We start from the raw sequence: 22,877 nt of genomic DNA on the forward strand, positions 1-22,877 counted from the left end.
CTAAACTCTAGTTTTTACACATTCCGTTCGGCAAATCCCGAGGGTCTCACGACTCGCTCGGCCTGGCATCGTAAGGGGGTCACGCATGGGGCGCGGCCGTCAAAAAGCAAAGCACACTAAGGTAGCTCGGGAGCTGAAGTATTTCAGCCCGGATACCAACTACAACGCGCTTGAACGCGAGTTGACCGGGCATCCGTCCGATCCGCGCCTCGACGAAGACCTCGCCAAGTGGCCCGAGTACGAAGCGGACAAGGCCAGGAGTGCCGCCAGTGATGGCGCCACGGATTCGGCTGACGACGACGATCCCGACGGCGACGACGATCGTTACGTCGACCACTACGCCACCGAAGACGAGAAGAAGCGCGCCTAGGCTCCGTTTGCGGCGTGCGCTCTTCGCGCGCCTCTGCTATTGGCGAGGCGGTCCGGCGGTCATTCAGCGAGCGCCGGAACCATCACCATGTGCCGCGGGCGTCTGCGAGTGTGGCCTGCGGTACGTGTGCACCGCAGGCTCGAGCTGGGTTAGCTCGCGTAGGCTCCGACGAGGCGCACAGCGCCGCCGTTGACGCCCTTGGCGCCCTGCTCGAACCCGGTCAGATCATGCGCGGCGCGAGAGACGCGGCCGGTCACCCAAGCGGGAATTCCGCTCGTCGCCAGACGCGCGATAACCGACGACGCGGATGCCGCATCGACGACCGCGAACATGCCCACTCCGAGGTTCCAGGTTCCCTCCGCGCTTTCCAGCGTGGACCCGGCCATATCGCCGAGCACCCGGAAGATGGGGGCGGGCGACCAGGTAGAGCGGTCGACCTCCACCCACGACCCGACGGGCAGCACGCGGGCGAGGTTCGCCGCGATGCCGCCTCCGGTGACGTGGCTGAGCGAGTGGATGGCACCGGCCAGTTCGGGCTCATCGAGCACGTCGAGCAGCGGGCCGGTGTACAGACGGGTCGGCTCCAGCAGGACTTCGCCGACCATGCCGCCGAGTTCAGCCGACATGTCGGTGTAGCCGATGCCGCGCTGCGCCAGAATGTGGCGTACGAGCGAGTAACCGTTGGAGTGCAGGCCGCTCGACGCCATCGCGATGACGACGTCGCCGGAGAGAACCTTGTCAGCGCCGAGCACCTGATCGGCTTCGACAACCCCGGTGGCCGCGCCGGCCACGTCGTAGTCGTCCCGGCCGAGCAGGCCGGGGTGTTCGGCCGTTTCGCCGCCGACGAGGGCGGTTCCGGTCTCGGAGCAGGCGCGGGCGATGCCGGCCACGATCGAGGCGATGCGCTCGGGTACGACCTTGCCGCAGGCAATGTAGTCGGTCATGAAGAGCGGGCGGGCACCGACGACGATGATGTCGTCGACAACCATGCCGACCAGGTCTTGCCCGATGGTGTCGTGCTTGTCGATCGCCTGCGCGATGGCGACCTTGGTACCCACGCCGTCCGTTGACGTGGCCAGAAGGGGCTGGCGAAACTTGGTGAGGAATGACACGTCGAACAGTCCGGCGAAGCCGCCGACACCGCCCCAGACTTCCGGGCCATGCGTCTTCGAAACGGCCGACTTCATGAGCTCGACCGCGAGGTCACCGGCCCTCGTGTCGACTCCGGCTGCTGCGTATGAGTCGTTGGCAGTGATGGAGGCGTTGCTCATTCTGGTCTTCCCGGGTCACCGAACGGTACCTGGCCCAGACGGGCGAGGGCTTCTACTCTGCGTACGGCGGGCGCCAGCACCGATTCCAGGTCGGAATCCGGGCCGGGGTCGCATCCGTTTGATGCCGCCGGGCGCTCGAGCAGGTTCTTGCCGAGGTGCTGCGATTCCGGCAATGCGATCGGGTAGATGCCCGTGAAACACGCGGTGCAGAGGCGTTCGCGCGGCTGCTCGGTGGCTTCGATCATGCCGTCTTCCGAGAGGTAGCCGAGGCTGTCGGCGCCAATCGACTGGCGCACCTCGTCGATCTCCAGGCCGGTCGCGACGAGTTCGGCGCGGCTGGCGAAGTCGATGCCGTAGAAGCACGGCCAGGTGATCGGCGGGCTCGAGATGCGCACGTGCACCTCGGCGGCGCCGGCCTCCCGCAGCATGCTCACGAGGGCGCGCTGCGTGTTGCCGCGCACGATCGAGTCATCGACCACGATCAGCCGTTTGCCCTTGATCACGTTCTTGAGCGGGTTCAATTTCAAACGAATGCCGCGCTGCCGGATGGTCTGCGACGGCGCGATGAACGTGCGGCCGACATAGGAGTTCTTGACCAGGCCCTGGCCGAACGGGATACCCGACGCCTGCGCGTAACCGATGGCTGCAGGGGTACCGGATTCCGGCGTCGGGATGACGAGGTCGGCCTCGACGGGGTGCTCGGCGGCTAGCCGGCGCCCCATTTCGACCCGGGCCTCGTGCACGCCACGGCCCGCGATGGTGGTGTCGGGGCGAGCGAGGTAGACGTACTCGAAAACGCAGCCCTTGGGGTCGGCCTTCGCGAAGCGCTGCGTACGCAGCCCGTTCTCGTCGATGGTGATGAGCTCACCGGGTTCGACCTCACGCACGAAGCTCGCACCGACGATATCGAGGGCGGCGGTCTCGGAGGCGACGACCCAACCACGTTCGAGGCGGCCGAGCACGAGCGGCCGCACGCCCTGCGGGTCGCGGGCCGCGTACAGGGTGGTTTCGTCCATGAAGACGAGGCAGTAGGCGCCGCGGAGACGCGGCAGCACCTCGAGCGCGGTGGCCTCGAGGGTGTGGTCGAGGTCGCCGGTGAGCAGGGCGGTGATCACGGCGGTATCGGTCGTGTTGCCGCGGGCCAGTTCGCCGTCAACCTGCGGGTAGCGTTCGCGCACGAGTTCAAGCAGCTCGGCGGTGTTGGTGAGGTTGCCGTTGTGGCCGAGGGCCACCGTTCCGCTCGAGGTGCGACCGAGGGTCGGCTGGGCGTTCTGCCAGCTCGATGAGCCGGTCGTGGAATAACGCGTGTGACCGACGGCGATGTGCCCGAGCAGGGTGCTCAGCGAGGCCTCATTGAAGACCTGCGAGACGAGTCCCATGTCTTTGTAGATGAGAATCTTGCTGCCGTCACTCGTAGCGATGCCGGCCGATTCCTGACCGCGGTGTTGCAGGGCATAGAGGCCGAAGTAGCTCAGTTTGGCTACTTCTTCACCGGGAGCCCAGACGCCGAAGACACCACAGGCGTCCTGTGGGCCCTTCTCATTGGGAAGAAGATCGTGATTTAACAGTCCATCGCCACCGGGCAAGCCGCAGCCTCTTTACTTCTCGTTGAACGCTTGGAAATCGTCGTTGGGGATGCCGGAGTCAGGCTCAGCGGCAGGCAACTCGTTGGTACTGGGTTCATTGGTACTGAATTCGTTGGTACTGGGTTCGCTCGCTCCCAGTCTATCGACGACCACCGTCGTTCGTGATCGACCAATGATCCGGTCGATCACGAGGGCGACGATCGCGCCGAGCGTGGTGCCGATGGCGAGGCCGCCGAGCAGCAGGAAACCGAAAATCTGCACCCGGTCGTACTCGCCGTTCTCCGGGAAGGCGACCGTGAGAATCAGGGCGAGCAGCACCCCGACGACGGCGCCGAGCAGCATGAAATTGCGGTAACGCGGGGCCCGATGCACGGTCACGGTCGCCTTCGCCAACACGCTCTCACTGGCGCTCTCGTTGTCGGCGCCGTTATCGGCCGACGGGTCCTGGGCCTGCTCAAAAGAACTCACCCCCTCATTGTCCCACGGGCAGATGCGAGACTGACTCTATGAACACGATTGCGGTACTCGGAAGCGCCAACATGGATCTCGTCGTGCGTCAGGCGCGTTTGCCGCTGCCCGGCGAAACGATTTTCGGGGCCGGTTTCAGCACGGTTCCGGGCGGCAAAGGCTTGAATCAGGCGGTCGCCGCCGCCCGTCTGGGAGCGGACGTGACCTTTCTGGGAGCGGTGGGGGCGGACGCCTACGGGGCCGAGCTGCGCACGCTGCTGACGACCGAGGGAATCCGTTCGACCGAGTTGGCCACAGCGGATGCCCCCACCGGAACCGCCCACATCTCCGTCGTGGACAGCGGCGAGAATTCGATCGTCGTGGTGTCGGGGGCCAACGCCAGCGTCACCACCCTGAGCGTGGAACAACGCGCGGTCGTCGCCGATGCGGCCTTTCTCGTGATGCAGTGCGAACTGCCGACCCGGGCATTGGCAGAAGGAATCGCCGTCGCTCGCGCAGCGGGCGTGTTCACCGTGCTGACCCCGGCACCGGTGGTGCCACTGCCCGCCGGCTTTCTCGCCTCGGTCGATCTCGTCATACCGAACCAGATCGAAGCCGCCGAGCTCACCGGGGAGAGCGACCCGGTACGTGCTGCGGAGACGCTCAGCGCCGGCCAGACCTGGGCGATCGTGACGTTGGGTGCCGAAGGATCGGTCGTGGCCTATGACGGTGAGGCCCTCGGGCTCGCGCCGGCCCGCCCGGTGACGGCGGTCGACACCACGGCGGCGGGCGATACCTTCGTCGGAGCCCTCGTGGCGCACCTGGCGGTGAATTTTGTGCGCGGAACGGCGCTGACCCGCGACGACATGATCGAGGCCGTACGTTTCGCCACGGTAGCATCCTCGGTCTCGGTGACCAGAACCGGGGCCACGAGCTCGATGCCTACCCGCGCCGAGGTCGACGCGATTCTCGCGCAGTCTCTACGACACGGCTAGAACCGCCCCGGCAACACCGGCACGTGGCCGGTCAAATCGGCCCGGGCACCCGAGGCGTGGATGCTGCCACTCGCGAGTCCGTCGGCCCAGGGCAGCGCGCCGGTGGCGAGAGCGAGCCAGGTGGCGGCATCCGTTTCGATCACGTTGGGCGGGGTACCGCGGGTATGGCGGGGGCCGGCGACGCACTGCACGGCGCCGAACGGCGGCACGCGCACCTCCACGGTGTTCCCCTCGGCCTGTTCGGCGAGCAGTTGCAGGGTGTAGCGCACCGCCTGCGCACGAATGTCTCGGCTCGCGGGGGTGCCGCCGGCGAGCGCCGCGAGCGCCACCCGCACGGCCGCCCGGCCGGCTCCGTCGTCAATGCGCGCTCGTGCCATGGTTCCAGTCTGCCCGATCCGCCGGGCCCGGGGCATCGGGTAGCCTGAAACGGTGAAAATTCTGGTCCTTGGTTCCGGTGCCCGCGAGCACGCCATCATTACCGCACTGCTCCGTGAGCAGCCGCGACCGAGTGTCGAATGCGCCCCCGGCAACGCCGGTATCGCCGCCGAAGTTCCGGTCGTAGCGCTCGATCCCAATGACCCGGTCGCCGTCACCGACTATGCCGTGTTGAACAACATCGAACTCGTCGTCATCGGCCCGGAGGCCCCGCTCGTGGCCGGCGTCGCCGACGCACTGCGCACCCGCGGTATCGCTGTATTCGGTCCCGATCGGGCCGCCGCTGCCCTCGAGGGAAGCAAGACTTTCGCCAAGCGCATCATGAATGAGGCCGGAGTTCCCACCGGCCGCGCCGTGCGCGCTGGCTCCCTCGCCGAAGCCGAGGCTGCGCTCGACGAGTTCGGAGCGCCCTACGTTATCAAGGCCGACGGCCTCGCCGCCGGCAAGGGCGTGCTGGTCACATCGGATCGCGCCGCAGCCGTCGACCACACCACCTTCTGGCTCGAACACGGCAACGTGCTCATCGAAGAGTTTCTCGACGGCCAGGAGATCTCGCTGTTCCTGCTCAGCGACGGCCACAGTGTGTTACCGCTCTCGCCCGCCCAGGACTACAAACGCGCCCTCGACCATGACGCCGGGCCCAACACCGGCGGCATGGGCGCCTACTCGCCGCTGCCCTGGCTCGACGCCCAGTTCGGCAGCGAGAACGAGTTCATCGACGAGATCATCGAGACGGTCGCGTTGCCAACCGTCCGCCAGCTCGCCACCGAGGGCACCCCGTTCGTCGGGCTGCTCTACTGCGGACTTATCTTGACGGATGCCGGCATCCGCGTCATCGAATTCAACGCACGTTTCGGAGATCCCGAGACGCAGGTCGTGCTGCCGCGCCTGCTCACGCCCCTGTCGGGCCTGCTGTTCGCGGCCGCGACCGGCACACTCGGCACGCTACCCCGGCCGGAGTTCTCCGCCGATGTCGCCGTGACCGTGGTGCTCGCGAGCGAAAATTACCCACAAGACCCGCTGGTCGGGCGCGAGATTACCGGATTGGACGCAGCGCTGCGGGTGCCCGGCGTCTCGATCGCACACGCCGCGACCGCGGCCAGGGGCGACACGCTCGTGTCTACCGGCGGCCGAGTGCTCAGCGTCGTCGCCGTGGGCGCCTCATTCCACAAGGCCCGCTCCCGCGCCTACGAGGCGCTCGGGCAGGTGTCCCTGGAGGGTTCGCACTATCGAACAGACATCGCCGCACGCGTCGCCTGAGTGACGCCCCGACGCCGCGCGAACGTCGATGGCGGGGCATCGCCCATCAGCGGGCTCAGGTGCGGCGGCCCAGTGCACGAAACTTCGACACCCGGCGCGGCAGCAGCTCGGCTACCGGCACGCTTGCGAGCGTGGACAGCTCGTACTCGATGGCCGTCGCCATCCGCTGGCAGAATGCCCGGCCTTCCTTCGCTCCGTCCGGGCGCTCGTCGACGATGTGGTCGACGATCCCGTTGGCAAAGAGCGACGCAACGTTCACGCCCTGCGCCTCCGACATGGCCGGGGCGAATTCCGTCGTGCGGTGCTTGATGGCGCTCGCGCCCTCGGGCGGCAGCGGTGACAGCCACGAATGCTGCGCGGCAATGATGCGGTCGGCCGGTAACAGGGCGAGCGCCCCACCGCCAGCTCCCTGGCCGAGCAAGACCGACACGCTCGCCGAGCGCAGACCGATGAGCTCGTGCAGGGAGCGGGCGATTTCACCGGCCATCCCGCCCTCCTCGGACTCCTTCGACAGCGCGGCCCCGGCCGTATCGATCACGGTAAGCAGCGGCAGGCCGAGTTCTTCGGCGAGGCGCATACCCCGGCGGGCCTCGCGCAGCGACCCCGGGCCCATCGGGGTGTCGCGCGAAGGCCGCGGGCGGATGTGGCCGAGAACGATGCAGCTCTGCTGCCCAAAGCGCGCCATGGCGAGCATGAGTCCCGGGTCGTTCTCGCCCTCGCCCGTGCCGTTGAGCGGCAGCACGTCGTGGGCGCCATAGGCGAGCAGCTGGCGCAGGTCGGGCCGGCGCGGGTTTCGCGAGATTTGGATGGATTCCCACGCGCCGACAGGAGAGGGCCGCACCTGCATGGTCTCCGGGGCCGCCATCGGGATGGCCGCTTTGCCGGTGAGGATGGTGAGCGCCCGGTGGACGATTTCCGGCAGCTGTTCGGGTGGAACAACGGCGTCGATCAGGCCTTGATTGAACAGGTTTTCGGCGACCTGCACGTTCTCCGGGAACTTCTTTCCGTAGAGCGCTTCATAGACCCGCGGGCCCAGGAAGCCGAGCAGCGCGCCCGGCTCCGCCACCGTGACGTGTCCGAGCGATCCCCACGACGCCATGACCCCGCCCGTGGTGGGGTGTCGCAGGTAGACAAGATACGGATGCCCCGCCTCTCGGTGCGCCCGCACGGCGGCGGTGATCTTCACCATCGAGAGAAAGGCGAGCGTGCCCTCCTGCATGCGAGTACCGCCGGAGGCCGGCCCGGCCAGTACCGGCAACCCGTCGCGGGTCGCGCGCTCGATCGCGTCGACGATACGATCCGCGGCGGAGAGCCCGATCGATCCGGCCAGGAACGCGAACTCGCTCACCACGATCGCTACCCGATGCCCGCGGATCAGGCCCTCGCCCGTCAGCACGGATTCGTCGGTGCCGCTCTTCTGCCGAGCCTTTACCAAATCAAGCCGGTACGTCTCGTCCGGGTCGGGATCGACCACGGGCCGGTCCCAGCTCGAGAACGATCCGTTGTCGAGTACGACCCCAATGAGTTCGGTAGCGCTGAGGTGGCGGGTTGTCGGTTCCGACACCACGTCTCTATTCGGCACGTTAGATCCCTTCCACGGCGCGATTGAGCCAGTCGCGTATCTCAGTGCCGTGCTGGTTGAGCACCGGCGGAGCAGAGTGCGTGGTGTTGGTCGTTTCGGCGGTGTCGGCGGGTCCGAAGAACCGCAGCGGCGGGCCCGGGAGACTGATCTTGCCGAGCACGTCATGCTCGACGTCGATCAACAGTCCCTGTGACAACACCTGGTCCCACTGATAGACCTCATCCAATGAGCGCACTTTCCCGGCCGGAATTCCGGCTTCCGCGAGTTTCTGCAGCAACAAAGCGGCATCGAAATGAGCGAAGGCATCCGTTATCGCCGCCGTGAGGCCGTCCCGGTTGCGCACGCGGTGCGCGTTGGTGGCCCACTCGGATTGGGCGGGATCGAGGCCGAACTCAGCCGCGAAGGTGGCCCAGAGCTTCTCACTGCCGATGCTGATCTGCACGCTGCCGTCGCGGCATGCGAACAGGCCGTAGGGTGCGATCGACGGATGGTGGTTGCCCTGGGCCTCTGGCACCTCGCCCGCCACCGTGGCGCGGGTGCCCTGAAAGGCGTGCACTCCCACGAGCGCGGCCAAAAGCGAGGTACGAACAATCTGTCCCTCCCCCGTGCGCTCGCGCTGCAGTAAGGCCGCGAGGAGCCCGAAGGCGCCATACATGCCCGAGAGCAGGTCGGCGATCGGTACCCCTACCCGCTGCGGGTCGTCGGGGCTGGATCCGGTGAGTGACATGAGGCCGGCTTCGCCCTGCAGAATTTGGTCGTAGCCGCTGCGGCTCGACTCGGGGCCGTCGTGGCCGAAACCGGTGATCGAGAGGATAACGAGCGATGGGTTGAGCTCGTGCATCGCCTCGGGCGAGAATCCGAGGCGGTCCAGGACACCGGGGCGGAAGTTCTCGACCACCACGTCGGCGCGCAGCAACAGGTCACGCAGCACGGCGCGGCCGTCGTCGCTCTTCAGGTCGAGGGCGATCGACTCCTTGTTGCGGTTGCAGGAGAGGAAATACGTGGATTGCAGGTTGTCGTCGGGACCGACGAACGGCGGACCCCAGCCCCGGGTATCGTCTCCCATTCCGGGATTTTCCACCTTGATGACGCGTGCACCGAGGTCGGCGAGCATCATGCTCGCGTGTGGCCCGGCGAGGGCACGGCTCAGGTCGACGACCAGATAGCCCTCGAGTGGACCTCGCGCTCGGGTCTGAGTGTCCGTGCTCATATTCAGTCCTCTTTCGATCTGCGGTATGCGGTGTGCGTCTACAGCCAGCCGGGCAGGACCAGCACCGCCCAGGCGATGGCGGGACCGGCCACTACGACGATGCCGCTGTAGGCCAGGATCTGCTTGTAGAAACGGTCCTTGTCGACGTCGTCGGGGGCGTTGGCCAGCACGAGAGCACCGTTCGTGGAGAACGGCGACACGTCCACGATGGTCGATGCCACGGCGAGGGCGCAGATCACGCCGATCGCTCCGATTTCGCCGCTGGCCAGGAACGGCACGGCGAGGGGGATCAGGGCGGCCAGGATGGCGGTCGAGGAGGCGAACGCCGAGACGATGGCGCCGATGTAGCAAATCAGCAGCGCCGCCAGCAGGGGCATGCCCAGGTTGGCTACGGCATCCGACACGTATTCGATGGTGCCGGCCTCTTCGAGTACGCCCACGAAGGTGAGCATGCCGCAGATGAGCAGCACGGTCGACCAGCTGATCTTGTTGACGGCGCCCTTCTGCGCCGCGGGCGAGACCAGGGCGAGGATGACGGCGATGGTGATGGCCACGAAGCCGACATCGACCTTGAAGCCGAGTGCGATGACGGCCAGGGCGATGAGGCCGGCCACGGTGATCAGCTGAGGAATGCGTTCCGCACGGGTCGGCGCCTCTTGCGCGCCATCACCGGCGGGGTCGCGGGGGCCGTAGATGCCGGAGCCGAAGCCCTTGAATGCCACGTCGCCGCCGGCCCTGGCACCCACGCTGACCGCCATCCGAGCCTCGGCTGCCTGCTCCACGAAGTGTCCGACCCGGCTCGAGAGGAGCCCCCGGCCACCGAGCACGATGAACAATACGACGGCGATCAGGAAGTTGAAGATGAGGCTCGACAGGAACACCGCCGTGGGGCTCGCGTCGAGCCCCGTGGTCGAGATGAGGCTGTTGACGATCACGCCGTAGACGGCGATGGGCGAGAATCCGCCGCCCTGCGCTCCGTGAATCACCATCATGCCCATGAGCAGGGGGCTGATCTTGTACTTGCGGGCGAAGCCGAGCGCGATCGGCGCCACGATCGCCACCGCGGCCGGGGACAGTGCACCAACGGCGGTAATCACGGCCGTGATGATGAACATGATCCAGGGGATGAGAGCTACCCGTCCACCGACAAGTCGAACCGACCCGCGCACGAGCAGGTCGATCGTGCCGTTGCCCTGCGCGATCGCGAAGAGGTACGTGACTCCCACGAGTGTCAGGAAGAGCCCGCCGGGAAAATTGGCGAGAATGTCGGTGGTCTCCATGCCGAGGAAGACGGCGCCGAGCAGGAAAGCGCCAACGAAAGCCAGCGCCCCCATGTTGACGGGCAGTAGCGTGGCGGTGAGAAACATCACCGCCAGGATGATGATCGAGATGATGGGAGCGGACATCCTTGTTCCTCCATGATTCAAGCGAATGTGGGCTATTGGCTCACTGGACTAGCCTCCTAGATAGTAGGTGAGTTTGTCAACGCCCGTGTACCCTAAGGGTCACACTTCGATGCGGGAGGCACACGCGTGGCCCAGGAACTAGAACCCCAGCCCCTGTCGCGAGTGTCGAAACCTCGGCTGTACGAACAACTCGTGGCGCAGCTTCTGTCTTACATCGAGTCGGCTCGCCTTGGCCCCGGCGACCTGTTGCCCGCCGAACGCGATCTCGCGGAACGTCTCGGCGTCTCGCGCGCCACCCTGGCGCAGGCCCTCGTCGCCCTCGAGGTGCTCGGAGTCATCGATGTTCAGCACGGCACCGGCGCCGTGCTCGTGTACCGGCCCAGCATCGCGACGGTGATCAAGGGACTCCGCGACCACCGGAACCGGCTGCCGGAAATCGTCGAGGCCCGCAGCACCCTTGAGGTGAAGCTGGCCGAGCTCGCGGCGCTGCGTCGAACCGATGCCGACCTGGCGGCGATCGAGAACGCCGTGCAGATCATGGCCGAGGAAATCGCGGTCGGCGACCGCGGCGCGCACGGCGACGAACTCTTCCACCAGGCCGTCACGGCCGCCGCCCACTCCCCCGTACTGGCCCAGCTCATGACGTTCATCGCCGAGATGATTCTCGAAACGAGATTGGAGTCCCTGGCCCAGCCCGGCCGGCCCGAGCAGTCCCTGGCCTCGCACCGCACGATCATCGCGGCGATCCGGGCGCAGGACGTCTCGGCCGCGAGCGACGCGATGCTCTCGCACATCGAGCTCGTCTCCGACGTTGCCCTGCTGAAGTAGGAGAGAATACAAGCGTGACCGAATCCGCGCAGCCCACAGCATCCGTCGCCCGCGATCTGCCCGGATGGCTTCATGCCTACTCGGGCAAGGTGCGGGACCTCTATATTCCCACCGACGGGACGATGGATACTTCGGCCGACCTGCTGAGCGCCTCCCGTGTGCTCGTGGTCGCCAGCGACCGAGTGAGCGCGTTCGACCATGTGCTGGAGCCGGGCATCCCGGGCAAGGGCGAGCTGCTTACGACTCTCAGCCTGTGGTGGTTCGACCGGTTGACCGGCATCCCCAATCACCTCGTCGCCGACCACGAACAGGTCGGCAGCACCGTGCGCGCGCTCATCCCCGCGCCCGTCGCTGGCCGGGCAATGCTCTGCCGCACCCTCGACATGTACCCGATCGAGTGCGTTGTGCGCGGGTACCTGACGGGCAGCGGCTGGAAGGAATACGTTGAGTCCCAGTCGGTGTGCGGCATCGCACTGCCGGCCGGCCTGCAGAACGGCGACCGTCTGCCGGAACCCATCTACACCCCCGCGTGGAAGGCTCCACTGGGCGAGCACGACGAGAACATCACGTTTGAGCGCACGATCGAACTCGTCGGGCCGGGCATTGCCGCCGAGCTCCGCGACCTCTCCCTCACCCTCTTCGCCACCGCCGGAGCGATCGCAGAGAAGGCCGGCGTCATTCTCGCCGACACCAAGTTCGAATTCGGCGCCGACCGGCAGACCGGCATGACCGTGCTCGCCGACGAGGTGCTCACGAGCGACTCCAGTCGGTACTGGGACGCCGACGCCTGGCACACCGGCATGACGCCCGACGAGCGCATGGCGAGCTTCGACAAGCAGATCGTGCGCGACTGGCTCGCCGCCCACTGGGACGGTACCGGTGCCCCGCCCGAGCTGCCGGCCGAGATCGTGGAGCAGACCGCGGCCCGCTATCGCGCACTGCTCGAGCGCCTCACCAGCGCCTGACCTGTACGCCGTCCGGTGCTGGGCGGCGCGCTGCACGCGGCCTGGCCAATGTGTCCGCACGCGCGCCGGGCGACGGATGCGCTCCGGCTCGCGGAATAGCCGGGGCGGCACCCGAGTTGCCTCTGGTGTGACCCCTACTGCGAAGGACCTGCTGGCCGCCGAAACCGGCATGGGTGCGGTGACCCTGCGCGTGGGCAACCTCGACGCCATGATCGCGTATTACCGCGACGTCGTGACGCTCGAGTTACAGAGCCACGACGGTCCGGTTGCCGTGCTCGGGCGTGGACAGACCCCGCTCGTGATTCTGCAGCACGCCCCTGAACTCACCACCGCCGAACCGCGCTCGGCCGGGCTGTACCACACGGCCATTCTGTTCGACACGCAGGCCGACCTCGCCGCCGCCGTCTACTCAATCGGCACGAAATCCCCCGGAACGTTCACCGGCAGCGCCGACCACCTGGTCAGCCAGGCTTTCTACTTCACCGACCCCGAGGGCAACGGCATCGAGTTGTACTGGGACCGCGACCGCGACCTCTGGAGCTGGTCCCACGGCCAGGTTGAAATGGCCTCGCTCTTTCTCGACCCGAACGCATTCATTTCTGAGCATATGCGGCCAGAATCACCGACCGCCGGTCACGCCATCGTCGGCCACGTGCACCTCTCGGTCGGAGACGTCGCGAGCGCTCGCGAATTCTACGTGAACCGTCTCGGCTTCGAGACGACCGCGAACTTCGGCCCCTCCGCTCTGTTCGTCTCGGCCGGCGGCTACCACCACCACATGGCCATGAACACCTGGGAGAGCTCGGGCAGCGGCAAGCGCCGCCTAGCCCTGGGGCTCGGCCAGGTCAGCATCATCGTGCCCGGCACCGACGACATCGGTGCCCTCGACGAGCGGATGAGCCACTACAAAGTCGACACCCGTCACGACGGGCACACCCTCAGCTTCGAGGACCCGTGGTCCAACCGCATCCTGGTGCGCGCGGCTGACGTTGCGACACCGATCGCGACGCCGTAATCGGTCAGCGGGCGGCGCGGGCTGCCCGCCGGGTCAGTCCGTGCACGGTGGCTTGATAGTCCCGAACGTGGAACGGGCGACCGGGCAGCTTGGGCCGGGGAGCGTCGGCCGCGCGCAGGCCGTCGAGAACGATGGACAGCTGACGACGCCACTGACCGGCATAGCCGGCGCCGAGGCTGCCGAGCGACCCGACCATGGTGACGAGCACGGCGAGGTCGACCGCGTCAACGTCCGGTCGCAGCGTGCCGTCCTTCTTCGCCCGGGCCACAAGGCTCGCGATGAAGCCGTCAAACTCAGCGGCTGGCCGGGCCGACGGGTCGAGCTGGGCCATGCGCCGCAGGATCGGCGGCAGAGACGGATCCGCGACGAGCCATTCGGCGACCCGTTCGGTATAGACGACGAGAGCGTCCCAGGAGGTGGGCGCAGCCTCGATCTCGGCCCGCACGGCGTGCAGCTCCGCCAGCGACAGGTCATACAGCGTGCGCACCAGATCATCCCGGGTCGGAAAGTTGCGGTACAGCGTGGCCACACCGACCTCGGCCTGACGTGCGATCGCCTCGAGTGAGGCGTCGACTCCGTTCTGCGCCAACAGGGCGCGAGCCGAGACGATGAGACGGTCGCGGTTCAGCCGGGCGTCTCGGCGGCGGGATGGCGGCAGGGACCTCTCGGGTGCAGACGAGGCTGGCACGCCATCCTGGGGCTTTCGGGTCGGCGAGGTCATGCGACTCAGTCTAGAACTTTGACCTGAACGGTTCGCCCCGGTGTTGCGCCCACCGCCGCAACCTGCGCACAATTTGAACAAGCCGAACGGAACCCGATGACCCTCAAGAACAACACCCGCGAGTTCGACCCCGAGATCGTCACCGATTTTCGAGAGAAGATGAGCTACGGCTCCTACCTCGACCTGCCGACGCTGCTCGATGCCCAGAAGCCGGTCAGCGTTCCGGAACACCACGATGAACTGCTCTTCATCATTCAACACCAGACCACCGAGCTCTGGCTCAAGCTCGTGCTGCACGAGTTGCAAGCGGCCATCGAGGCGCTGCGCCAGGACCGGCTCGCGCCCGCCCTCAAGGGCATCGCCCGGGTCAAGCACATTCAACGCACCCTCACCGAGCAGTGGTCGGTACTCGCGACCCTCACCCCCACCGAATACGCCCAGTTTCGCAAGTTTCTCGGCAACTCCAGCGGCTTTCAGTCCTACCAGTACCGCGCGGTCGAGTTCACTCTCGGCAACAAGAATCGCCGCATGCTCACGGTTTTCGAAGCGGATGCCCCGGCCCACGCGCTGCTGACCGCCACGCTCGAAGCACCCAGCCTCTACGACGAGTTCCTGCACTACCTGCACCGGGCCGGCTTCCACATCCCTGCCGATGTGCTCGAGCGCGACGTGACCGAGGCCTGGACATTCCACCCCGAACTTGTGCGCACCTTCCGCGGAATATACGAGAACGCCAGCGGGCACTGGGCCGCCTATGAGGCCTGTGAAGAGCTCGTCGACCTCGAAGACAATTTTCAACTCTGGCGCTTTCGCCATCTTAAAACCGTGCAGCGCATCATCGGGATGAAGCACGGCACCGGAGGCTCCAATGGTGCGGCCTTTCTGCAGAAGGCCCTCGAGCTCACCTTTTTTCCGGAGCTGTTCGCGGTGCGCATGGAGATCGGCGCGTGACCATCCATTTTTTGGTTGGTCGAGGAACCGTGCTGGCCGGCTTTCTCGATGCGCAGGTGCACCTGGCGCTGATCGACCCAACTCACCTGCCCGGCGGCGGCATCGCCCGGGTGCTCGACCTCGGCGGCTGGCTGCCCGACGGCCCTCGCGCGTCTATGCCCGATCTGGCATACGCGCATCAGTTCATTACCGCTCCCGGAGGTTACCCCAGCCGTGCCCGCTGGGCAGCACCCGGCTGGAGCTGCGAGGTGACAACCGCAGCGGAGGCCGTTACCGCGGTTGATCGGCAACGCCGGGCCGGGGCATCCGTTCTGAAGGTCACCCTCAACTCGGCCGCCGGGCCAGTCCTCGCCGTCGAGGCGCTGGCCGCCGTCGGCCGGGCACACGAACGCGCCCTCACCCGTCCCGAACGCGAGGTTCTCGCATGACTCCCAGTTTCACCAGCGCTTCCGGCTCGACGGCCTCGACCGGCCACGGCGCCCACCTGGCCTTCGCGCGACGGATGGATCGCATCGACGGTTTGGCACACTACCGCGCCCGGTTTCTGGGCACCGACGCCGACCCCGAGACGGCCAACCCCCGCTCCTACCTCGACGGCAACTCCCTCGGCCGCCCGCTGCGGGCGAGCGCCGAACACATCGCCGACTTTCTGCAGCAGGACTGGGGTACCCGGCTTATCCGCGGCTGGGACGAGCAGTGGATGGAGCTCCCCCTGCAGATCGGCGACGACCTCGGCCGCGCCTGCCTCGGCGCTGCTCCCGGGCAGGTTTTCGTCGGCGACTCCACCACCGTGCTGCTCTACAAACTGGCCCGCGCCGCCGTGGATTCTCGCCCGCACCGCACCGAAATCGTGCTCGACAGCGACAATTTTCCCACCGACCGGTACATTCTCGAGGGCATAGCGCGAGAGCGCGGCCTCACCCTGCGCTGGATCGACTCCAACACCGAAGGCGGCGTCACCGCGGAACAGGTGCGCCACGTGGTCGGTCCGCAGACCTCCCTCGTGCTTCTCAGCCACGTGGCCTACCGCTCCGGTTATCTCGCCGATATGAAGACCATCACCGCCATCGCCCATGAGCACGACGCCCTCGTGCTCTGGGACTTGAGTCACTCGGTCGGGTCGGTTCCGATCGAGCTCGATAACTGCGACGTCGACCTCGCGGTGGGCTGTTCCTACAAGTATTTGAGCGGCGGCCCGGGTGCGCCAGCGTTCGGCTACGTCAAGAGCGACCTGCACGACGTGCTGACTCAGCCGATCCAGGGCTGGATGGGAGCCCAAGCCATCTTCGAGATGGGGCCGGGGTATCTGCCAGCCACCGGCATCCGTCGATTCATGAGCGGCACGCCCGCCGTCGTGGGCATGCTGGCCATGCAAGACACCATCGCCATGCTCGACGAAGCCACGATCGGGTCGGTTCGGGCCAAGTCGGTGGCGCTGACCGAGTTCGCGATCACCCTGGTCGATGAGTGGCTCGCGCCGATGGGCGTCACGGTAGCTTCGCCGCGGGAGCAGACACATCGCGGCGGCCACGTGACGATCAACCATCCGCTGATGCGTCAAGTGACCAAGATTCTGTGGGACAACGACGTGATTCCCGACTTTCGGGCTCCGAACGGACTGCGGCTTGGCCTCGCCCCGCTCAGCACGAGTTTCGTCGAAACCTACGATGGTGTCGCCGCCGTGCGCGACGTGTTGCGCGGCATTCTGCTCGGCCAGAGCGGGGTCACTCAGTAAAGAGGGCCGGTCCGGTCGAGCCCGGCCTGTAGAATTGCAGGGATTTGCCACGACTATAAGCCCCAGACTGTATGCGGAGTGCCCTGTGCCAACGATCGTCGTCGAAGTAATGCCCAAGGCCGAGTTACTAGACCCTCAGGGCAAGGCCGTCGCCGGCGCCCTCGGTCGCCTCGGTCAGATCCAGTCAGCGCTGGCCAACGTCAGCGGCGTGCGCGTCGGAAAGCGTTTCGAGATTTCCATCGAAGGCGTTGCGGATGCCGCCACCCTCGCCGCCGTGCGTGAGCTCGCCGACACGGTGCTGTCCAACTCCGTGATTGAAGATGTCGTCGGAATCCACGTGCAGGACGCTCCCTCGTCAGCGGTCGCCTGATGCGCATCGGCGTCGTGACCTTTCCCGGCTCGCTCGATGATCGCGACGCTGCGCGCGCGATTCGCCTGGCCGGCGCCGATGCCGTGGCCCTCTGGCACGGCGACCACGACCTGCATGGTGTCGATGCCCTCGTGCTGCCGGGCGGGTTCAGCTACGGCGACTACCTGCGGGCCGGCGCCATTGCGAGCCTCTCGCCGATCATGACCGAGGTCATCGACGCCGCGAACAAGGGCATGCCCGTGCTCGGGATCTGCAACGGATTCCAGATGCTCACCGAGGCGCACCTGCTTGACGGCGGGCTCATTCGAAACGACAAGGGCCGCTTCATCTGCCGCGACCAGGGCCTGCGCATCGAGAACAACGCGAGCGACTGGACCACCGGGTTCGCCGCCAACTCCGAGATCGTCATTCCACTCAAGAACGGCGAGGGCTCGTTCATGGCCTCCGTTGAGACCCTCAAGGCACTCGAGGGCGAGGGCCGCATCGTGGCCCGCTACATTGGCGGCAACCCGAACGGGTCGCTGAACGACATCGCCGGCGTGACCAACGCCCGCGGCAATGTCGTCGGCCTCATGCCGCACCCCGAGCACGCCGTCGAGGCCGGGTTCGGCCCCGACACCGACAACGCCATGGCGAGCGGTGTCGACGGCCTCACCTTCTTCACCTCGGTGATCGCCCAAGCGCTCGTCGCGCGCTAATTCATGCCAGGTCCCTCCCTGCAACCCCCCACCCGTGTGCGTCGGGCTCGCGCCGGCGTGGGGCTGCTGTTCTTCACGAATGGGGCTCTCTGCGCCAATCTCTTGCCGCGGTACCCCGGGATCAAAGCCGACCTCGATCTGACAAACGCGGCGTTTGGCTTCGCTGTCGCCGCGTTCCCTTTGGGGGCGCTCATCGCGGGGTTGACGGCCGGAGTACTGGTTCGCCGCTTCCGCTCGTCCCGAGTGGCGATCGTGGCCACCGCACTGACGGCCATCGGAATACTTCTCGCCGGAGTTGCCCCTGTCTGGGTCGCCCTGGCCGCCAGCCTCTTTCTCGCCGGAGCGATGGATTCGATCACCGACGTCGCGCAGAACTCGCACGGTTTACGAGTGCAGCGACTCTACCAACGGTCGATCCTGAACTCCTTCCACGCGGTGTGGAGCGTCGGAGCGGTGTGCGGGGGTATTCTCGGCGCATTGGCGGCGCAACTGGCCATCCCGCTGTCCACTCACCTCACCGCCTCCGCCGTTCTGTTCAGTCTCATGGCTGCCGTTGCGTACCGGTTGCTCCTGGACGGTCCAGAGCCTTCCGAGGTCACTCCGTTTCTGGCTCCGGAGAGCAACCGACCGAGAGCAGCCGGGCTCACGCGGGGATCCTTGGCCAAATACGCGGTCCTCGCCGCTCTGGTCTTGATCGCGGCATCGGGCGCTGTCGTGGAAGATGCGGGAAGCTCCTGGTCAGCGATCTACCTGTCAGACTCCCTCGGCGCGTCGGCATTCGTCGCTGGAGTCGGCTTCATCGCCCTGCAAGGAATGCAGTTTGTCGGGCGGATTTTCGGCGACCGACTGGTGGACCGTTTCGGCCAGCGCGCAGTGGCACGCACCGGTGGCGTGATCGTCTTTGTCGGAATGGGCGTTGCCTTGATCTTCCCGACGATCGTCGGAACGGTGATCGGATTAGGCCTGGCCGGCCTTGGTGTGGCAACGCTCATCCCGGCGGCGATGCATGCCGCCAATGAACTCCCCGGGTTCAAGCCCGGCACGGGCCTCACGATCGTGAGTTGGCTCCTGCGGGTGGGGTTTCTTTTGTCGCCGCCGCTCGTCGGTGCGATAGCAGATGCCTCTTCCCTCCGATTGGGCTTGCTCATCGTTCCGGCGGCTGGCCTGCTCGTGGTGCTGTTCTCCCCGGTGCTGGCCAAGGTTGTACAGCAGCCGCGATCGATTCGTGCGGCTGGCCTTGACCAACACCCGGCCCAGGCCGTGAATGGTCTACCACCCCAGACTCTTCCTCGGGCGTAGTTCGCGCCCACCCCCTCTGCCGACTTCTGGAGTGTTCCCGTGTCTCCCCGCTCGTTGTACCGCTTCGTGTCTATTGCCGAGGCGATCACCTGGTCGCTGCTGATCATCGGCATGCTGCTGAAATACGTCGTGCAGGCCGGTGAGTGGGGCGTGCAGATCGGCGGTTTCCTGCATGGTCTTGTCTTCATCGCCTACGGCATGACGGCCGTCTTCGTCGGTGTCAACCAGCACTGGACAGTGCGGCTGATCGCCGTTGCCTGCCTCACGGCGATCATTCCGTTCGCGACGATTCCGTTCGACCGGGCCCTCGAACGCCGCGGGGCGCTCGACGGTGGCTGGCGCCACACGCGCACGAGTGACCCCCGCGATCACACCCGGGTCAGCGCCCTGCTTCGCTGGATGCTGGCTCGCCCGCTGCTGCTCGCCGGGATCATGGGCGTCGCACTCGTGGCGATCATGGCCATGCTGCTCACGATCGGCCCGCCCGGCGGCGTCAGCTAGCCCGATTGTTGTGTCACCGCGCCAGTTCTGGGTGACCGCGCCAGCAATAGCTGGCGCGGTCACCCACAACTGGCGCGGTCACCATCGAGCACCCGATCCCCGGACGACCGGGGCGACTCAGCCGAGGGTGGCGGGAGGCTGCGGCGTGATTCCCACGCGGGGGTGGCGGGCGGAGGCGGCCGTGGCGAGGGCGGCATCCGCTTTCTCGAGGGGAAAGGTCGCGCCGACGAGCGCTGAAAACGGATGCCGATGCCAGGCCCCGCTGAGATAGGCCACCGCCTGCTCCAGGTCGCCCGGTGTGTAGTTGTGCACGCCGCGCACGGTGACCAGGCGACGCACGATCGATTCCGGGTCCAGCTTCACGGGCGCCCCGGGCGAGACGCTGCCGACGAGCACGACCACGCCGCCGATACCGATCAGGTCGACGGCAGTCTGCACGGCGGACCTGTCACCGCTCAGCTCGAGCGCAATCGTCGGCTCGGCCACACCGGCTTGCGCCAGGCCGGTGAGAACGCTCACGACGTCGGTCGATGACTCGCACGGTGCGCTCGGGTCAACGACGGCGACGGCTCCGAACACGAGCGCGAGCTGCCGGCGGGCAGCGTCCGGGTCGCTGACGACCACGACGGCGCCGGCGTCCGTGGCCATCGCGCAGGCAGTGACGCCGAGCATTCCCGCGCCGGTCACCAACACGGTGGCTCCGGCCAGCGGCACGAGAGCGGAGGCCGCCCCGAGCGCGGCGACGACCGTCGCGGTCGCGCACGAGGCCGGTGCGAGTACCGTTGCCGGAACCTGCTCGTCCACGACCACGACCGCCGTTCCCGCGCGCACCTGCACGTGGGTGGCGAAACCGCCGCTGAGTTCCCAGCCACGTTGCATCCGTTCGTGGCCATATCTAGCCAGCTCGAGGCACTTCTGGGGCAGGCCACGGCGGCAGCGTGGGCAGGTTCCGCAGCTCACGGCCACCGACCAGACCACCCGCTGCCCCACCCGCAGCGGCATTCCATTCACGGCATAGGACTGCTCCCCCACGGCGACGACGCGCCCGACCTGCTCATGCCCCAGCACGAGCGGTTTCGCGGCCGCGCGGTGACCCAGCGCCGTGTGCACGTCGGAGCCACAGACCGTGGCAAATTCGACTTCAACAAGCACGTCGCCCGGCCGCAGCAGCACGCCCGGTACCGCCACGCACTCCAATGGCAGGCCGATCCCCGACCAAACCATGGCCTCGGCGGCGCGCGGCAAGACAACCTCACGACCCTGTGCCAGGGCGGCAGATGCGCCGATTCCCGTACCTTCCCATTCCCGCTCCGGTACCGGCCGCACCTCGTCGAGTGAGTTGGTGATTGCCACGAGAGACCTTCCTGCGTCGAGGGCGTTACGGGTAGCTATGCTAGACAGGCCACGCCAACAACGATGGCGTCGCGGGTAACCGGTAGGTGAACGCGCGGTAACGACTGTGGCCACATGCACAGTTTCACGCCAGCACCGGGCGGTAGCGTATGCAGGCCACACCCGATCAAAGGAGATCCCCGTGTTCACGAGCCCCTATGCTCTCGTTGAGATTCCCGACCTGAGCATTTTCGACTACCTGTTCGGCGACCTCAGCGAGAGCGAACTCGATCGCACCGCCGTCATCGACGGGTTCAGCGGTGCCACGCTGAGCTATCGCACCCTGGTCGATCAGATCACCCGAGTGGCCGGCGCCCTCGCCGAGAAAGGCGTCGGCCCCGGCACCGTCATCGGATTGCTCTGCCCGAACACGCCGGAGTTCACCGCCGTCTTCCACGGCATCCTGCGCGCGGGAGCGACAGTCACGACCCTCAATTCGCTCTACACTCCCGACGACATTCAACGCCAGCTCGACGACTCCGGCGCGACCTGGCTCGTGACCATCTCACCGCTGCTGCCCGGTGCCCGCGCGGCCGCAGACGCGGCCGGCATCCCGAACGAGTGCATCGTGGTGATCGACGGTGAGCCGGGGCATCCGTCGCTCGCGGATCTGCTCCAAGCGGATGCCGCAGCGCCCATTGTGACCATCGACCCGGCCACGCACGTGGCGGTTCTGCCGTACTCCTCGGGCACGACGGCGGCGCCGAAGGGCGTCATGCTCAGCCACCGCAATCTGGTCGCGAACGTACAGCAGGCCCGTGACCTGATCGGGGTCGTGCCCGAGGACAAGGTGCTCGCGCTGCTGCCGTTCTATCACATCTACGGAATGACGGTTCTGCTGAACCTCGCGTTCAAACAGCGGGCCGCCCTCGTCACCATGGCCCGGTTCGACTTCGTCGAGTTTCTGCGCATGATCCAGGATCACCGCTGCAGCTACGTCTTTATCGCGCCGCCGATCGCGGTGGCCGTGGCGAAGCATCCGCTCGTCGAAAGCTACGACCTGTCGAGCGTGCACACGATTCTCTCGGGAGCAGCCCCACTCGACGGGGCCCTCGCCGCCGCCGTGTCCACCCGGCTGAACTGTCGTATTCTGCAGGGTTACGGCATGACCGAGGTCAGCCCGGTCAGCCATTTGATTCCCATCGACGCCCTGCATCTGTCACGCGCCTCCGTCGGGGTGACCGTGCCGAACATGGACTGCAGGCTTGTCTCGACCGAAACCGGCGCGGAGATCGAGGTTCCAAAAAGCGGAGTGAGCGAGCCCGGCGAGCTACTCGTACGCGGGCCGAACGTGATGCTCGGCTACCTGAACAACGATCAGGCCACGCGCGAGACCATCGACGCCGACGGTTTTCTGCACACCGGCGACATCGCCACGGTCAGTGCACTCGGCGAGGTGACCATCGTCGACCGCAGCAAAGAGCTGATCAAATACAAGGGGTATCAGATCGCGCCCTCCGAACTCGAAGCGCTGCTGCTCACCCACCCGCAGATCGCGGATGCGGCCGTGATCGGGGTAGCGGATGCCGACGGCCAAGAGATTCCCAAGGCCTTCGTCGTGATCGTGGCCGAGTCGGCTCTCACCGCCGACGAGGTCATGATGTTCGTCACCGAGCGGGTCGCCCCGCACAAGAAGGTGCGGGCAGTGGAGTTCATCGAGCGGATTCCCAAGTCGGCATCCGGCAAGATCCTGCGGAAGGACCTGCGCGCACAGGAGCGTGCAGCGACGGTTTAGCGACCAGCACGGTCACGCGTGGCGTGGATCCCGGTTATGCGTTTGTGAAGCGCGCAATCTGCTGCTGCATCCGGCGCAGGTGGTGAAGATCCACAGCGAGGCGAA

Annotated in this window: 23 protein-coding genes; 14 read left to right on the forward strand and 9 right to left on the reverse strand. The window is 66.7% G+C overall.

The window, feature by feature from the left end; genetic code table 11:
* Nucleotides 1-85: 85 nt before the first annotated feature.
* Entirely contained in the window at nt 86-370 is a 285-nt protein-coding gene (locus E3N85_RS15980) for a DUF3073 domain-containing protein (protein WP_134464974.1), read from the forward strand.
* Nucleotides 371-519: 149 nt separating this feature from the next.
* Here the strand turns inward: E3N85_RS15980 and purM are convergent, their stop codons facing one another.
* From purM to E3N85_RS16440, 3 genes are read right to left on the reverse strand one after another with little or no spacing between them, the layout of a single operon-like run.
* The gene (gene purM / locus E3N85_RS15985; protein ID WP_134464976.1) at nt 520-1,641 is read right to left on the reverse strand and encodes a phosphoribosylformylglycinamidine cyclo-ligase; all 1,122 of its coding nucleotides are present in this window, start codon (nt 1,639-1,641) and stop codon (nt 520-522) included.
* A complete protein-coding gene (gene purF / locus E3N85_RS15990) occupies nt 1,638-3,227 on the reverse strand; it encodes an amidophosphoribosyltransferase (RefSeq protein ID WP_134464978.1) in 1,590 nt (529 codons plus the stop codon). The genes purM and purF overlap by 4 nt, the downstream gene beginning before the upstream one ends.
* Nucleotides 3,228-3,239: 12 nt before the next feature.
* Complete coding sequence (locus E3N85_RS16440) at nt 3,240-3,695, reverse strand: hypothetical protein (RefSeq protein WP_174722508.1); 456 nt, start codon at nt 3,693-3,695, stop codon at nt 3,240-3,242.
* Between the two features lie 38 nt (nt 3,696-3,733).
* Between E3N85_RS16440 and E3N85_RS16000 the strand changes: the two genes are divergently transcribed.
* Nucleotides 3,734-4,669: a ribokinase gene (locus E3N85_RS16000; protein ID WP_134464980.1), complete on the forward strand. Its 936-nt coding sequence runs from the start codon at nt 3,734-3,736 to the stop codon at nt 4,667-4,669.
* Here the strand turns inward: E3N85_RS16000 and E3N85_RS16005 are convergent.
* A complete protein-coding gene (locus E3N85_RS16005; RefSeq protein ID WP_134464982.1) occupies nt 4,666-5,046 on the reverse strand; it encodes a sterol carrier family protein in 381 nt (126 codons plus the stop codon). The genes E3N85_RS16000 and E3N85_RS16005 overlap by 4 nt on opposite strands.
* Nucleotides 5,047-5,098: 52 nt before the next feature.
* Between E3N85_RS16005 and purD the strand changes: the two genes are divergently transcribed.
* Nucleotides 5,099-6,364: a phosphoribosylamine--glycine ligase gene (purD, locus tag E3N85_RS16010; protein ID WP_134464984.1), complete on the forward strand. Its 1,266-nt coding sequence runs from the start codon at nt 5,099-5,101 to the stop codon at nt 6,362-6,364.
* A 55-nt stretch (nt 6,365-6,419) separates the two neighbouring features.
* Here the strand turns inward: purD and E3N85_RS16015 are convergent, their stop codons facing one another.
* Genes E3N85_RS16015 through E3N85_RS16025 form a run of 3 tightly spaced genes read right to left on the reverse strand, consistent with a single transcriptional unit; the run spans nt 6,420 to nt 10,562 of the window.
* Nucleotides 6,420-7,946 carry an acetyl-CoA carboxylase carboxyltransferase subunit alpha/beta gene (locus E3N85_RS16015; RefSeq protein WP_241978564.1) on the reverse strand — a complete coding sequence of 509 codons (1,527 nt, stop codon included), beginning with the start codon at nt 7,944-7,946 and terminating at the stop codon, nt 6,420-6,422.
* 1 nt (nt 7,947) lies between these two features.
* Nucleotides 7,948-9,156, reverse strand: coding sequence for a CaiB/BaiF CoA-transferase family protein (locus E3N85_RS16020; protein ID WP_134464986.1), 1,209 nt, complete (start codon nt 9,154-9,156; stop codon nt 7,948-7,950).
* A 38-nt stretch (nt 9,157-9,194) separates the two neighbouring features.
* The gene (locus E3N85_RS16025) at nt 9,195-10,562 is read right to left on the reverse strand and encodes an SLC13 family permease (protein WP_134464988.1); all 1,368 of its coding nucleotides are present in this window, start codon (nt 10,560-10,562) and stop codon (nt 9,195-9,197) included.
* A 126-nt stretch (nt 10,563-10,688) separates the two neighbouring features.
* Between E3N85_RS16025 and E3N85_RS16030 the strand changes: the two genes are divergently transcribed.
* From E3N85_RS16030 to E3N85_RS16040, 3 genes are all read left to right on the forward strand, one after another.
* Entirely contained in the window at nt 10,689-11,390 is a 702-nt protein-coding gene (locus E3N85_RS16030; protein WP_134464990.1) for a FadR/GntR family transcriptional regulator, read from the forward strand.
* Nucleotides 11,391-11,404: 14 nt separating this feature from the next.
* Complete coding sequence (locus E3N85_RS16035) at nt 11,405-12,355, forward strand: phosphoribosylaminoimidazolesuccinocarboxamide synthase (protein WP_134464992.1); 951 nt, start codon at nt 11,405-11,407, stop codon at nt 12,353-12,355.
* A 169-nt stretch (nt 12,356-12,524) separates the two neighbouring features.
* On the forward strand, nt 12,525-13,370 hold the full coding sequence (locus tag E3N85_RS16040) for a VOC family protein (protein WP_134465024.1): 846 nt from the start codon (nt 12,525-12,527) through the stop codon (nt 13,368-13,370).
* Between the two features lie 4 nt (nt 13,371-13,374).
* Here E3N85_RS16040 and E3N85_RS16045 read toward each other — a convergent pair whose 3' ends face one another.
* Entirely contained in the window at nt 13,375-14,091 is a 717-nt protein-coding gene (locus E3N85_RS16045) for a TetR/AcrR family transcriptional regulator (protein ID WP_134464994.1), read from the reverse strand.
* A 96-nt stretch (nt 14,092-14,187) separates the two neighbouring features.
* Between E3N85_RS16045 and kynA the strand changes: the two genes are divergently transcribed.
* The 7 genes from kynA to E3N85_RS16080 all read left to right on the forward strand — a co-directional run bounded on the left by kynA (nt 14,188) and on the right by E3N85_RS16080 (nt 19,645).
* Nucleotides 14,188-15,042, forward strand: coding sequence for a tryptophan 2,3-dioxygenase (gene kynA / locus E3N85_RS16050; protein WP_134464996.1), 855 nt, complete (start codon nt 14,188-14,190; stop codon nt 15,040-15,042).
* Nucleotides 15,039-15,470 carry a hypothetical protein gene (locus E3N85_RS16055; RefSeq protein WP_134464998.1) on the forward strand — a complete coding sequence of 144 codons (432 nt, stop codon included), beginning with the start codon at nt 15,039-15,041 and terminating at the stop codon, nt 15,468-15,470. Before kynA ends, E3N85_RS16055 begins: the two co-directional genes overlap by 4 nt.
* Nucleotides 15,467-16,777 carry a kynureninase gene (locus E3N85_RS16060; RefSeq protein ID WP_134465000.1) on the forward strand — a complete coding sequence of 437 codons (1,311 nt, stop codon included), beginning with the start codon at nt 15,467-15,469 and terminating at the stop codon, nt 16,775-16,777. The genes E3N85_RS16055 and E3N85_RS16060 overlap by 4 nt, the downstream gene beginning before the upstream one ends.
* Before the next feature lie 85 nt (nt 16,778-16,862).
* Nucleotides 16,863-17,147, forward strand: coding sequence for a phosphoribosylformylglycinamidine synthase subunit PurS (locus E3N85_RS16065; protein WP_134465002.1), 285 nt, complete (start codon nt 16,863-16,865; stop codon nt 17,145-17,147).
* On the forward strand, nt 17,147-17,845 hold the full coding sequence (purQ, locus tag E3N85_RS16070; RefSeq protein ID WP_134465004.1) for a phosphoribosylformylglycinamidine synthase subunit PurQ: 699 nt from the start codon (nt 17,147-17,149) through the stop codon (nt 17,843-17,845). Before E3N85_RS16065 ends, purQ begins: the two co-directional genes overlap by 1 nt.
* Nucleotides 17,846-17,848: 3 nt before the next feature.
* Complete coding sequence (locus E3N85_RS16075) at nt 17,849-19,144, forward strand: MFS transporter (RefSeq protein WP_134465006.1); 1,296 nt, start codon at nt 17,849-17,851, stop codon at nt 19,142-19,144.
* 66 nt (nt 19,145-19,210) lie between these two features.
* The gene (locus E3N85_RS16080) at nt 19,211-19,645 is read left to right on the forward strand and encodes a DUF3817 domain-containing protein (RefSeq protein WP_241978566.1); all 435 of its coding nucleotides are present in this window, start codon (nt 19,211-19,213) and stop codon (nt 19,643-19,645) included.
* Between the two features lie 117 nt (nt 19,646-19,762).
* On the opposite strand, the gene E3N85_RS16085 is transcribed toward E3N85_RS16080, so the two are convergent.
* Nucleotides 19,763-20,998, reverse strand: a complete 1,236-nt coding sequence (locus tag E3N85_RS16085; RefSeq protein ID WP_241978567.1) for a zinc-binding dehydrogenase — start codon at nt 20,996-20,998, stop codon at nt 19,763-19,765.
* 181 nt (nt 20,999-21,179) lie between these two features.
* On the opposite strand from E3N85_RS16085, the gene E3N85_RS16090 reads away from it, so the two are divergent.
* Nucleotides 21,180-22,772, forward strand: a complete 1,593-nt coding sequence (locus E3N85_RS16090; protein ID WP_134465010.1) for an AMP-binding protein — start codon at nt 21,180-21,182, stop codon at nt 22,770-22,772.
* Nucleotides 22,773-22,877: the final 105 nt, after the last annotated feature.

Source organism: Cryobacterium sp. Hz9 (assembly GCF_004402825.1).
In the GTDB taxonomy this organism is placed as follows: domain Bacteria; phylum Actinomycetota; class Actinomycetes; order Actinomycetales; family Microbacteriaceae; genus Cryobacterium; species Cryobacterium gelidum.